This is a genomic window from Herpetosiphon giganteus (assembly GCF_016907925.1).
Taxonomy (GTDB): Bacteria; Chloroflexota; Chloroflexia; order Chloroflexales; family Herpetosiphonaceae; genus Herpetosiphon; species Herpetosiphon giganteus.
Genome location: NZ_JAFBCZ010000045.1, coordinates 1 through 12,448 on the forward strand (window position 1 = coordinate 1; position 12,448 = coordinate 12,448).

At 52.2% G+C, this 12,448-nt stretch carries 11 protein-coding genes; 6 read left to right on the forward strand and 5 right to left on the reverse strand.

The genetic code is table 11. From position 1 onward, the window contains the following. The first annotated feature begins 869 nt into the window (after nt 1-869). Together JOD20_RS26600 and JOD20_RS26605 are read left to right on the forward strand one after the other, a co-directional pair. The gene (locus JOD20_RS26600) at nt 870-1,922 is read left to right on the forward strand and encodes a hypothetical protein (protein ID WP_239584062.1); all 1,053 of its coding nucleotides are present in this window, start codon (nt 870-872) and stop codon (nt 1,920-1,922) included. A 187-nt stretch (nt 1,923-2,109) separates the two neighbouring features. Next, a complete protein-coding gene (locus JOD20_RS26605) occupies nt 2,110-2,676 on the forward strand; it encodes a WYL domain-containing protein (RefSeq protein WP_239584063.1) in 567 nt (188 codons plus the stop codon). Here the strand turns inward: JOD20_RS26605 and cas2 are convergent. Beyond that, complete coding sequence (gene cas2 / locus JOD20_RS24740; RefSeq protein ID WP_204757847.1) at nt 2,673-2,951, reverse strand: CRISPR-associated endonuclease Cas2; 279 nt, start codon at nt 2,949-2,951, stop codon at nt 2,673-2,675. The genes JOD20_RS26605 and cas2 overlap by 4 nt on opposite strands. A gap of 48 nt (nt 2,952-2,999) precedes the next feature. Further along, nucleotides 3,000-3,137, reverse strand: a complete 138-nt coding sequence (locus tag JOD20_RS24745) for a hypothetical protein (protein WP_204757848.1) — start codon at nt 3,135-3,137, stop codon at nt 3,000-3,002. On the opposite strand from JOD20_RS24745, the gene JOD20_RS24750 reads away from it, so the two are divergent. Together JOD20_RS24750 and JOD20_RS24755 are read left to right on the forward strand one after the other, a co-directional pair. Then, a complete protein-coding gene (locus tag JOD20_RS24750) occupies nt 3,136-3,393 on the forward strand; it encodes a hypothetical protein (protein ID WP_204757849.1) in 258 nt (85 codons plus the stop codon). The two genes, JOD20_RS24745 and JOD20_RS24750, sit on opposite strands and share 2 nt — an antisense overlap. Before the next feature lie 1,097 nt (nt 3,394-4,490). Next, nucleotides 4,491-5,948: a hypothetical protein gene (locus JOD20_RS24755; RefSeq protein WP_204757850.1), complete on the forward strand. Its 1,458-nt coding sequence runs from the start codon at nt 4,491-4,493 to the stop codon at nt 5,946-5,948. Between the two features lie 412 nt (nt 5,949-6,360). On the opposite strand, the gene JOD20_RS24760 is transcribed toward JOD20_RS24755, so the two are convergent. From JOD20_RS24760 to JOD20_RS24770, 3 genes are read right to left on the reverse strand one after another with little or no spacing between them, the layout of a single operon-like run. Beyond that, entirely contained in the window at nt 6,361-7,140 is a 780-nt protein-coding gene (locus tag JOD20_RS24760) for a succinate dehydrogenase/fumarate reductase iron-sulfur subunit (protein ID WP_110518431.1), read from the reverse strand. A gap of 16 nt (nt 7,141-7,156) precedes the next feature. Next, a complete protein-coding gene (locus JOD20_RS24765) occupies nt 7,157-9,070 on the reverse strand; it encodes a fumarate reductase/succinate dehydrogenase flavoprotein subunit (RefSeq protein WP_239584064.1) in 1,914 nt (637 codons plus the stop codon). Between the two features lie 10 nt (nt 9,071-9,080). Beyond that, entirely contained in the window at nt 9,081-9,758 is a 678-nt protein-coding gene (locus JOD20_RS24770) for a succinate dehydrogenase cytochrome b subunit (protein WP_204757851.1), read from the reverse strand. 594 nt (nt 9,759-10,352) lie between these two features. On the opposite strand from JOD20_RS24770, the gene JOD20_RS24775 reads away from it, so the two are divergent. Beyond that, complete coding sequence (locus JOD20_RS24775; RefSeq protein WP_204757852.1) at nt 10,353-11,396, forward strand: iron chelate uptake ABC transporter family permease subunit; 1,044 nt, start codon at nt 10,353-10,355, stop codon at nt 11,394-11,396. Further along, nucleotides 11,393-12,448 carry a FecCD family ABC transporter permease gene (locus tag JOD20_RS24780; protein ID WP_204757853.1) on the forward strand — a complete coding sequence of 352 codons (1,056 nt, stop codon included), beginning with the start codon at nt 11,393-11,395 and terminating at the stop codon, nt 12,446-12,448. Before JOD20_RS24775 ends, JOD20_RS24780 begins: the two co-directional genes overlap by 4 nt.

A 12,448-nucleotide genomic window follows, 5' to 3' on the forward strand; every position in this document is an offset into this window, starting at 1 on the left:
CTGGGCAACGACGGTGATGCGGGGCAGACGACTGGGCTTGGAAATGGCCTAACATCTATTGATAGCTATTCCTCAACCTGTCCGCCCTTAAACGTCGTCGGGGCAGTGAGTTGAACCAGGGTTGAATATGCGTTTCTGGGATACAACCCGTCGTTTTAAACCCCTCGTCGTCGGGGCAGTGAGTTGAACCAGGGTGTACATAAATGGGAAACCAGTCGACAGTTCAAGTTTTAAACCCCTCGTCGTCGGGGCAGTGAGTTGAACCAGGGTGTACATAAATGGGAAACCAGTCGACAGTTCAAGTTTTAAACCCCTCGTCGTCGGGGCAGTGAGTTGAACCGGATTTCAAGATTGCCATCCGTAATCCAACATTTTCGGTGTTTTAAACCCCTCGTCGTCGGGGCAGTGAGTTGAACGTCGGTAGTATTTGAAGCAGTCAAGAATGAGTACTTTTAGTTTTAAACCCCTCCACGGCGGGGCCGTGAGATGAACGCGAGAACACCCCCACGGCGATGACCCGGCACCTGGCTCGTTTTAAACCCCTCGCGGTCGGGGCCGTGAGATGAACACGGAGTGCCAGAACGGCAGGGCGCTGGTTGTACGGGTTTTAAACCCCGCGCGGTCGGGGCCGTGAGATGAACCGGACTTGGACGGGCGGCGAGTACGCTACATGCTCATCGTTTTAAACCCCTCGCCGTCGGGGCAGTGAGATGAACTCCTGTGTGTCCACTTTTGAAAATCAAGCAACTGCTCGCGCTGGTTGCTAGCCTGCTTGCATACCATAACAACTATGCCATGAAGCACTATAAAAATTATGGTAAACTTAAGCAGCATTTTTCTCGCGTCTGTGTCCACCTAAAGGATTCATTATGCTCTATTCTCGCATACCTGTCAAGCTCTCTGCAAGCCGTGCCTTGGCCCACGTACCGATTCGCACCTTGCGCACCCTCGCCCATTATAGCCACATTCGTCGTGAACGAATGCAAACCCGCCTTGCACTGGCCGCTGCCATCCAGCAATATTGGGCAACCCCAGCTTATCGTCAGCTCATTCGGCGCTCGCTTACCGCTGCTGACCATGCGCTGTTGCACGCCCTTTGGCATGGCACGCAGCCCTTGCCCGCCGCCGAAACCCTCGATCTCTGGCGTTGGCACGCGCCATGGCAAGCGCTCGCCAGCCTCTCTTCGCTCCAACGGCTAGCGGTGCTGGGCTTGCTGCTACCCATCCGCACGCCGCATGGTCGGCACACGGTGTTGCTCCGCGATAGCACTCGCTGGGTACGCCGCACCCGTGCTATGCCACCAACGCCCATTCCTGCTTCATTTCAAATGCTGTTTCAAACAGTTGCCGATGTGCTGATTCAGGGTTCGATCGATCCTCAATCGGCAGCAATAGCACCCTCGTTTGCGCGCACGCTTGCAGAGGCAGCTGGTTGGCTCGTGCTGCGGCTTGAGCAATGGCGCATCACGCCTCGTGGCGTTGCATGGCTCCAAGCCGACCTCGCCGAACAAACCCGCATGCTCCAACAGCAGATTGTGGGCTGTTCGCCGCCGAGCAGTGGGCTGCCTGCGTGGCGTAATCCCGATTGGGCTGGGTTGTGGCAAGCCCTCGTAGCGCTGATGGCGGATCAAACACCACGGCGAGTGGATGATGTGGTGGCGTTGCTCTGGGAGCATGCCGCGTGGGGCGGGTTGCCAGACGATCAACGGAGGCAGCTGATGCAGCAGTGGTTGCGCGCGGTGCTCCAACCAGCAGGCGTGCTGAGCATCGCGCGGGGCTGGATATTTTGGCATGGCTGGGCTGCCGTAACGCTGGTTGCGCCCCCATTTGATGGCCTACTGCTCCCCGCAACAGCCCAATTACCGCCGCTGCTGCGCTGGTGGGCACTGGGGCCAGCCAACCGACCATGGTTGGCGGCTTAGCGTGGCATCAATCCATACTCGGATGCAGCAGACTGGTGATGTGATGGGGTTTTGGGAGCCGCTCGATGCCTGGTATGCGCAACGCCCGTAAGCAGTGGAGGCAGCGCTGGCAACAGTCGTAGCTCGACCGCAGCTGCGCATGCGCCAAGTCACGCTGATCGAAGGTAGGAGTGAGGATTTAACCGCCATGGCAGCGCAACGCGGCATGCGCGATCTGCTGCAATCGGGCTGGACTGCAACGCAGCGGGTAGTCCGAGCAGGCGCGGAGCCACAGGTTGCGCAGGCCATTGGCCTTGAAGCTCCGCGCCAGCATACACACGCCACCGATAACGAAACACTGGCGTTGGCGTTGCGCATTGCGGCGCAACAGGTTCCGCGCTATGCCACAGCGTTTCAGCACCAGGCCCAGCAGATCCTTGGTGATCTGACATTCGAGCAGCGCTGTGCGATCGATGCGCAGTGGGAGGCACTCGCGCCTCAATCCGCCAACGAGGATGGCACGCTTGGGGTTGGTCAACAGCCCTCGGCTATGATTACGGTCGAACAGGCACGCAAGGCCATGCATCAGGCAATTCGTGATGGGCAAAGTTTGACCGTGCGCTATTACACACCGTCGGCCCATCGGATCACCACGCGCACGATTCGCCCGCTCGAACTGACCAGCACAGGGGTGCGCGGTTGGTGCGACTTGCGCCAAGAAGAGCGGGCTTTTCGCTTTGATTGTATATTGGCGATCGAGATTAATGCACGCTAATCAGTCCAGTAGAAAATTGGGTCTTGGGTTACCACCCCATGCCCAAGAATGACGATTGCCGTCACCGCATCTTTGGGCAACGAATAAAAACGAATGCTATCTTCGTTGGGAACGATGATGGCACTTAGTTGGCTGCGCACCTCGGACAATTGGATCGCGGTCAGATTGCATTCAAACACACTATATTGCACCCGTGTGCCGAAATTTTTGAGGGTTTTGGCAATGCGGCTACGGCGTTTATCGTGGCGAATATCATAGCTAATCAAAATAAACATGCTCGATCCTCGTGTTGGTGGCGCGTATCGGTTAATGCAAGCTCGCCATCAATCGCTCCAATAATAGGGCTGATAGCGTGGTTCCTCGGCTTGCACCACCCGCGCAAAATGCTGGGCTTGGAGCAACAGCACTCGTCGCAGTGGCTCGTTGTTGCCAGTTGCTTGATAGCGAATTGGGGTTTGCATGCGTTGTTCGGTCGAAACACTCCGCTCATTGCGCTATCGCTCACGCAACCGCGCTACCGTCGACGATAAAACATTAGCAATGTTGGTTTGGATTGCGCTCGCTGAAGGTCGGGCTTCGCTGCAATGGCTCAAAACGATCATGAGCGCCACCAGTCTCATTCTGCCTGAACCGCTGAATAGCTCATGGCTTGAACGCTATCTGCAAAGCCCGTTTAAACAACCGCTTGAACCAGTGTTGCTCAAGCAGGTTGTGTAGGGACTGATTGGGATTGAATTGCCACACCACGCCATGCTGGTCACAGCGCAATTAGCGCAACATCCAAAATCCGTTAACGTAGCGTTTAAGCTGCTAACCATGGTGATCGTGCTGCTCATTATGGGAGTCCTCATGCTCTAGCAGCATTGGGCTTTCTGCGCTAGAATTGGAGCTATGCGTAAACAACGGCGTTCGGATGAGCGTCGTTGTTTGCTGAATGGAAACACCATAGGCCAGCATGCTTCACAGAATGTGTATACTTGAAAAAGTGGACCCCTTATTCTACCTAGTCGAGATTAAGTTTACCATAATAAATTCCAGGCTTAAATAGTGCTTGTCTATGGTCAATGAACAACCCTGCATGTATCTACCAGCGCACACTCATTTTAAAAAGTGGACACACAGGAGTTCATCTCACTGCCCCGCCGTGGAGGGGTTTAAAACGTTGGTGTCGCGGACGGCGTTCGCGTTACCGTTGGGTTCATCTCACGGCCCCGCCGTGGAGGGGTTTAAAACTCATTCTCCCCCCAGAAGAGATCCCCTTCGGGTTTTGTTCATCTCACTGCCCCGCCGTGGAGGGGTTTAAAACGCAAGCTAGTTCCAGCCTGTAACCAAGTGCCGGTTCGTTCATCTCACTGCCCCGACGTGGAGGAGAACGTATGGCTTTTGGCTTTTGGCTTTTGGCTAGCGGAGGCAGGGTGGATACTTTATAAATTCGGGCTGATAGGCAATAATCTGTGCTAATCTGTGGCTAAAAATAATGTCATTCGTGGAATTCGTGGCTAAACTTTAACGCAGAGGCGCAGAGAACGGATGGTGATGGGCTATTGGCTTTGGAGAATAAGAATCTGAGCTAATCTGTGTCAATCTGTGGCTAAAAATAATGATTATTCGTGTTCTCAAAAGCCAATCCCCTGTAGCCGATAGCCAATAGCCAATAGCCGTATTCTCTTTCGTGGATAAACAAAACAATGGGGATTGAGCTAGTCCCAGCCCGATCTCGTTATTTCAGCAGTTTATCAGTTCAATAACATTTGAATACATCCTGTGCTTGCTATAGTACGAGAGATCCTAGTTTATGAGTGAGGACAGGAACCATGCGCAAAGCTTGGTGGATTGGGTTTTGTGGCCTATTGAGCGCTTTATACTTGCTTGTAGCGTGTTCAGCACCACAGATTAGTAGCAGTCAGACCGATCAAATCACCCCAACATTGACCCAGACAGGCCCTTTAACAATTACGATAACCACCGATTTGCAAGCCACATCGTTAACCAATCCCTTAGTGCTGACCCAAACTGAGCCATTAGTTTGGTTGGCCTTAACCAAAAAAGATCCTGAGGCAATTCATTTGACTTCTGCAGAGGTTGGGGTTGAGGAAAGTATTTATCCTGCACCACTGCTTGCGATCAATGGGTTAGGCCAGCAAACCATGATTACCACCGAAACTGAGGGGTTGATCTATCGGGAACAAGGATTGCCCTTGCCTATCCTCTATCGGCCAAATCCGCTGCCTGACCAACCATTTGCAGCTCAAGTATTGACTGATCATGTCGAGATTTCGTGGCGCAGACACTTTCAATTTTCACCCAAGCTTGATTATGTAGCGATGCGAACTTTTAGTTTGGGAGCAACCAGTTTAGAGGATAGGAATCGACTTGAGCTAATCAATCTGCAAACAGGGGCTAGGCAGGTATTGCACGAATCTCAAGGAAACCTGAAGGTTACTGACTGGTTTATTGGTTGGACTGCGAGTGGCATTTATGAACTCTCTTCAATCAATGGACCAATGTCATCGGCATCAATTAGGTTCTTTGATCCAACCCAAGCTGATCCACTCAAGCAATCAATTCAGCTTAGTGGCGAAGGTGGAATGGGCGACACGTTTTTAGATATTGAGCATGGCTTATTGGCCCATGGCGGCAGCTCTTGGCACCCCGCCTTTGGAGTTAAGAATCTGCAAACCGAGACCGATCTGATTATTGGGCAGAACACTGATACAACCGACATTGACAATCTATCGATTTCGCCAGATGCTCGTTATTTAGCCTATCTCTATCATCCCACGGTAAGTGATGCTGTTGAGCCAACGTCGGGTACGATTCGCTTATATTCAATTGAACAGCAACAGCCATTGGGTGATTTGGCAACGGGCATTAATCCGGATATGGTGCGCCAGCGTTTTGACCATCATAGCTCACCTTTTGATCCTACGATGATGCTCTGGACACCAGATAGTCAGTATCTTTTGGCCCTCAGTTGCGATCCCCGCACTCCATGGCAATGGCGACCTATCGGTCCAAGCTGTGATGCAGCTTCGCCAATTCAACAGCAACGGCAGGGCTTAGTTTTCCGCCTCGCTGATCAGCAACAATTAACGACAATTGTTGTGCCTGCGCATACTGGCTCGATTAAATTGGTTAGCCCCACGCTGCTCGGAATGATTGCCTATGTTGATAACCAAGCCTTGCTGATTTTTTGCGATATTGTGACAGGCCGACAAACCGTGCCGCTTGCACTTGGCAAGGTTATCCCTGTGATTGTTTATCCTCATTGAAGAGTAGAATCTAGAGCAAAGAACATAGAACATAGACGTTGCAAATAATCAAAAGATCATTCTGGCAATTCAAAGCGAAAAATTTAACGCAGCGGTGCAGAGAACGTATGGCTTTGAGCTATTGACTTTGGGCTAAGAGGAACATAATCAAATAAATCTGTGCTAATCTGTGGCTAAAAATAATGTCATTCGTGGAATTCGTGGCTAAATTTTAACGCAGCGGCGCAGAGGGATGAAGAGCATAGAGCATAGAACATAATCCTAAAAATCTGTGGCTAAAAACTTCGCCCTCTTCGCGTCCTTCGCGGTTTCATCCCTTCGTGCGCTTCGTGCGCTTCGTGGATAAACAAAACAATGGGGATCGAGCTTGTACCAGCCCGATCCCCGATAACCAACAACCGATCCTCAGCTTCTACGCTCCGCCGGTTTTGCCGGAGCCTGCGTTGTTGCCTTCGCGTAGCTTGGCCCGAATTAGGTCGCGGTTCATCTTGGCGATGAATTGAATGCTAATTTCCTTCGGACATGCTGCTTGGCATTCTGCATAGTTGGTACAGTTGCCAAAGCCTTCTGCATCCATTTGGGCAACCATGTTGATCACCCGTTGGTCTTTTTCTGGCTCGCCTTGGGGCAGCAAGTTCAGGTGCGAGACCTTGGCGGCGGTGAACAACATTGCCGAGCCGTTTGGACATGCGGCGACACACGCCCCACAACCAATACAAGCGGCGGCATCCATTGCCAAATCGGAAATTTCTTTGGCAATCGGAATTGCATTGCCATCTGGTGGCGCACCTGTGCCAACCGAAATAAAGCCGCCAGCAGCAATAATCCGGTCGAGGGCTGCGCGATCAACGGCCAAATCCTTGATCACAGGGAATGGCTCGGCGCGCCATGGCTCAATATACACTTCGTCGCCATCTTTGAATGAGCGCATGTGCAATTGGCAGGTGGTGGTTGCCCGCTGTGGCCCGTGGGGAATCCCGTTGATCACCATCGAACATGCACCGCAAATCCCTTCGCGGCAGTCGTGGTCGAAGGCAACAGGATCGTCGCCCTTGGTGATCAACTCTTGGTTGAGCACATCGAGCATTTCGAGAAATGACATATCGGGGCTGACATGGTTGGCATCGTAGCTGACCATTTTGCCCGCTGTTTTGGCGTTATCTTGTCGCCAAATGTGCAATTTTAACTTCATTGAAGCACCTCAGCGATTACTTGTACGAACGAGTTGAAAGGTGAACGTTTTCGAATTCGAGAACTTCTTTGTGCATGGTTGGTTTGGTTCCAACGCCCTTGTATTCCCAAGCGGCCACAAAGGTGAAGTTTTCGTCATCGCGTTTGGCTTCGCCATCCTCGGTTTGGCTTTCGGTGCGGAAGTGACCGCCACACGATTCGGTACGCATCAAGGCATCGTGGCACATCAATTCGGCAAATTCGAGGAAGTCGGCCAAGCGGCCTGCTTTTTCCAACTCTTGGTTGAAGTATGTGCCGCTACCTGGCACGCGCACGTCGCGCCAGAATTCTTCGCGAATTTGGGGAATTCGTTCCAAGGCGGTGCGCAAGCCAGCATCGTTACGCGCCATACCACAATAATCCCACATCACTTTGCCAAGCTCGCGATGGAAATCATCAACTGAGCGTTTGCCATTGATTTGCAGCAATTGGTTGATTTGGTTGGTTGCTTCGCGCTCAGTTTCAGCAAAAGCTGGGTGATCGGTCGTGACTGGGTTCAACTTAGCGCCCGCAATGTAATTACCAATCGTGTAGGGCAAAATGAAGTAGCCATCGGCCAAGCCTTGCATCAAGGCACTCGCACCCAAGCGGTTTGCGCCGTGGTCGGAGAAGTTGGCTTCGCCCAAGACGTGCAAGCCTTCGATGTTGCTCATCAAGTTGTAGTCGACCCACAAGCCGCCCATGGTGTAGTGCACGGCGGGATAAATCCGCATTGGCACTTCGTAGGGATTTTCGCCAGTGATCCGTTCGTACATCTCAAACAAGTTACCATAACGCTCGGCGATCATGTTTTTGCCCAAACGCTTGATCGAATCGGCAAAATCGAGATACACGCCCAAGCCGCCTGGGCCTACGCCACGACCTTCATCACACACTTCTTTGGCAGCGCGTGACGAAATATCACGCGGCGAGAGGTTGCCGAACGAAGGATATTTGCGTTCGAGATAATAATCGCGTTCGCTTTCGGGAATATCCTTGGCAGCGCGAGTGTCGCCAGCCTTCTTGGGAACCCAAATTCGTCCGTCGTTGCGCAACGATTCGCTCATCAAGGTCAATTTTGATTGATGATCGCCAGCAACTGGAATACAGGTTGGGTGAATTTGGGTAAAACATGGGTTGGCAAACGCCGCGCCACGTTTGTAAGCGCGATAGCTGGCCGTTACGTTACAGCCTTTGGCGTTGGTTGAAAGGTAGAAGACGTTGCCGTAGCCACCAGTTGCCAACACGACTGCATCGCCTGCGTGGCGTTCGATCTTGCCGTTGATCAAATCACGGGTGATAATCCCTCGCGCTTTGCCATCAACCAACACAATATCCAACATTTCGCAGCGCGAATACATAGCGACTTTTTTCAAGCCAATTTGGCGTTCCAGCGCTGAGTAAGCGCCGAGCAACAATTGTTGGCCGGTTTGGCCGCGTGCGTAGAAGGTACGCGAAACCTGTGCGCCACCGAATGAACGGTTGGCCATCACGCCGCCGTACTCACGGGCAAATGGCACGCCTTGGGCCACACATTGGTCAATAATATTGACGCTGACTTGCGCCAAACGATACACATTTGCTTCGCGGGCGCGATAATCGCCACCTTTGATCGTATCGTAGAACAAACGGCGCACACTATCGCCGTCATTTTGATAGTTCTTGGCAGCGTTGATACCACCTTGCGCCGCGATACTGTGGGCGCGGCGGGGGCTATCTTGGAAGCAGAAACACTTGACGTTATAGCCAAGCTCGGCCAATGAAGCAGCAGCAGAAGCGCCTGCCAAGCCTGAGCCAACCACCAAAACGGTGTATTTACGCTTATTGGCAGGATTGACCAACTTCATGTCGAAGCGGTGCTGATCCCATTTATCTTCCAGCGGCCCTGCTGGAATTTTGGCATTCAATTGCATAATGCGTCACCTATTTCGCTACTGGTTCTAGGAAACCAACTAAGACCGCAATCGGAATCGAAATATTTCCCAAAAACAACAAGGTGCCAATGCCAAGTGCAGCATTACGCAGCAACCGATTAAAACGGCGGTTGTTTAAGCCTAAAGTTTGGAACAAGCTCCAAACCCCGTGAGCCATGTGCAACCCAAGGGCGAGCATCGCTAGAATATAAAAGAGCGAAACCCACAGGTTTTGGAAGCCATAGACCACATTGTTGTAAACATTGTGTACGTCAAACGGTTGTGGCCCACCAGGCGCTTTACCAATGGTAAAGTGCAAAATGTGGTAGACGATAAACAACAGCAAAATAAACCCGCCATAGCGCATCGTGCGGCTGGCGAAGGTCGATTCGACGTGTTGTTTCTTGACGTAACGTTGCGGTCGCGATTTGCGGTTTTCAATCGTCAATTGCACGGCAGCGATGATGTGTAGAATGACTGCGGTCAGCAGCACAACCCGCACAACAATCAGCAACTCGCCAGTGCTCTTGAGAAACGCCGCATACTTGTTCAATGCTTCGGCTCCCAAATAAATTTGGAGATTGCCAAGCATATGCCCGATGACGAAGCCCACGCCAATCAGGCCCGTCACGGCCATCACGACCTTCTTCCCGATGGATGTTCGGTAGAAAGAAAGTACCCCAGTCATTACTGACTCCTTTATCTGTTCCGACGTGGCATCTTTACCTTTTATATTATCGCTTAAAACTCAGTTTAGGTGAAACACTTGCTGCACGTGGGTGAAGCTTTGTCCACATACGCTGGCACTGGCTTCAAGCGCCACATGGCTGCGAATAATCTGCTTCAGCAAGCAAATTAAGCATTAGACGAAATAGTGATTTATGGCTTTATTATAACCTAAAACGTAGCTTTATAGCACAAATATTCGATTAACATTTTAGACCTAAGCAATCCAATTAGCGAGGCCGAGTAGCACTGAACAAGGCCAATTGGCTGGTTGAATTCAATAATAAAGACGGATAATATAGAGTAAACTGTTTTAACTAGAACTTCTTCCAATCATTGATTTGACAAATAGCCTGAAGCGACTATACTTACCCGCAATAAAGACAATAAAGACTGATTAAATTGTCTTTATTAGTTCGGTTTTGTATTAATCAAGCTGAATTTTGCGGCGAAGTTTACCCCAACCGTTGAGCAATTTGCGATTTTTCGAGCCAAGCATTTGAGCGTTGGTCGTTTTATTGCGCTTAAAAAACGGTTGATCGACGGAGTTATCAACGTGGCGGTTACTCTTGCACAATCAACATCGCAGCCCAAACCGAAACGTCGCGCCGCTGCGGCTTTAGCAATCGGCCTGCTGCTAGCAACTGGCTTGTTGCTGGTGATTATGACGCTCAGCATTAATTTTGGGGCGACTGATGTTGCGCCAAGCACCGTCTGGGCATCATTATTTAACTACGATGCGACTTCGACCCAACACCTGATTATTCGCACCTTACGCATGCCACGGGTTCTGGTGGCGGCGATTGTCGGGGCCATTTTGGCTTTGGCAGGCGCGATTATGCAGGGCTTGACCCGCAATCCACTTGCCGACGCTGGCTTGTTGGGCATTGAAAGCGGCGCAGCCTTGGGCGTGGTGCTGGCAATCACCTTCTTCGAGATCAAAACCCTCAATTTATATTCGATTTTCGCCTTTGCTGGGGCAGCGGTTACGGCTGTGCTGGTCTATAGCCTTGGCTCTTTAGGGCGCGGCGGGCCAACTCCGCTCAAATTAACCCTTGCTGGAGCCATGATCACGGCCTTCTGCACCTCATTCACCAGCGCCATTCTGATTCTCAATCAACAAACGCTTGATGAAGTGCGCTTGTGGTTGGCGGGCACGGTTGCTGGGCGCGATTTGGGCTTAATCGCCGAGAGCCTGCCCTACGTTGGGGTTGGCTTTGTGCTGGCGCTGAGCCTTGGGCGCTCGCTGACCGCAATGGCCTTGGGCGAAGATGTGGCGCGGGGCTTGGGCCAACGCACTGGCTGGGTCAAAGTGATTGCGGCAATTGCCGTGGTGCTTTTGGCTGGCAGCGCGGTTGCCTTGGCTGGGCCAATTGGCTTTTTGGGCTTGTTGGTGCCGCACATTATGCGCTTTATCGTTGGCATCGATTATCGTTGGCTCTTGCCCTATTGTGCCATCGGCGGGGCCTTGCTGCTGGTTGTGGCCGATATTATTGGGCGGGTTGTTGTGCGTCCGATGGAAATTCCAGTTGGCGTTGTTACCGCGCTGCTCGGCGGCCCAATGTTTATTTACCTTGTACGCTGGCGGGTGCAACGATGAAAACATTTCCATGGATTACCATTCGGCCCAAGCATGCGCGATTTTCGCTGCGCATCGACCGCCGTTTGCCCAAGGTTGGGCTGATTGTTGGGCTGTTGGTGTTGGCAATTATGATCATCAACATGGGCGTTGGCGAATATAAAATTAGCCCATTGGATGTGGTTAAAACCTTGCTCGGCATGGAAACAGGCGACCCGCAACATGTGCTGATTGTGCGGACTCTGCGCTTGCCACGCATGCTGCTATCGGCCTTGGTTGGCTTGGCGCTTGGCACATCTGGCGCATTGCTGCAAGGCTTGACCCGCAATCCACTGGCCGACCCGAGCATTATGGGCATCAACACTGGCGCTGGTTTGGTTGCCGTGGTGTTGACAATCTTGGTACGCAATTTCCCAGCCCGCTGGATTCCGGTCGCGGCTTTTGCTGGGGCCTTGGTTGCCGCTGGCTTGATGTATGTTTTGGCCTGGCGCAAGGGTGGCGATTCACCGATGCGCTTGATCTTAATTGGGGTTGGCTTGAGTGCAGTTGGTTCCGCCGTCACAACCTTGGTGATTACGATTGGCAATATCTACGATGTGCAACGGGCCATGATTTGGCTAACGGGCAGCGTCTATGGCCGCTCGTGGGTCGATTTTTGGGCCTTTGCGCCGTGGGTCGCGATTGCTGTGCCCTTGGCTTGGTTTCAAGCGCGCCAACTGAATAGCCTGCACCTTGGCGAAGATGTCGCCTTGGGCTTGGGCGTGAATGTTGGCCGTCAACGAGCCTGGATTTTATTTGTTGCCGTGGCCTTGGCTGGCGCAAGCGTTGCCGTGGCTGGAGTGATTAGCTTTGTGGGCTTGATCGCGCCGCACGTAGCTCGGCGCTTGGTTGGTACCGATCACACGGGGCTTGTGCCGACCGCTGGCATGCTTGGCGCGTTGTTGCTGGTGGCTTCCGACTGGATTGGCCGCACGATTGCCGCGCCCAACGAAATTCCTTGTGGCCTTGTGACCGCCGTGATTGGCGTGCCGTTTTTCCTGACAATGCTCTACCACCATGCCAAAACAAAGTGA

Excerpts from the sequence above, each read along its gene's own strand:
- JOD20_RS26600 (WP_239584062.1), top strand. The coding sequence starts at position 870 with ATGCTCTATTCTCGCATACCTGTCAAGCTCTCTGCAAGCCGTGCCTTG.
- JOD20_RS26605 (WP_239584063.1), top strand. The coding sequence starts at position 2,110 with ATGGCAGCGCAACGCGGCATGCGCGATCTGCTGCAATCGGGCTGGACT.
- cas2 (WP_204757847.1), bottom strand. The coding sequence starts at position 2,951 with ATGTTTATTTTGATTAGCTATGATATTCGCCACGATAAACGCCGTAGC.
- JOD20_RS24750 (WP_204757849.1), top strand. The coding sequence starts at position 3,136 with ATGCGTTGTTCGGTCGAAACACTCCGCTCATTGCGCTATCGCTCACGC.
- JOD20_RS24745 (WP_204757848.1), bottom strand. The coding sequence starts at position 3,137 with ATGCAAACCCCAATTCGCTATCAAGCAACTGGCAACAACGAGCCACTG.
- JOD20_RS24755 (WP_204757850.1), top strand. The coding sequence starts at position 4,491 with ATGCGCAAAGCTTGGTGGATTGGGTTTTGTGGCCTATTGAGCGCTTTA.
- JOD20_RS24760 (WP_110518431.1), bottom strand. The coding sequence starts at position 7,140 with ATGAAGTTAAAATTGCACATTTGGCGACAAGATAACGCCAAAACAGCG.
- JOD20_RS24765 (WP_239584064.1), bottom strand. The coding sequence starts at position 9,070 with ATGCAATTGAATGCCAAAATTCCAGCAGGGCCGCTGGAAGATAAATGG.
- JOD20_RS24770 (WP_204757851.1), bottom strand. The coding sequence starts at position 9,758 with ATGACTGGGGTACTTTCTTTCTACCGAACATCCATCGGGAAGAAGGTC.
- JOD20_RS24780 (WP_204757853.1), top strand. The coding sequence starts at position 11,393 with ATGAAAACATTTCCATGGATTACCATTCGGCCCAAGCATGCGCGATTT.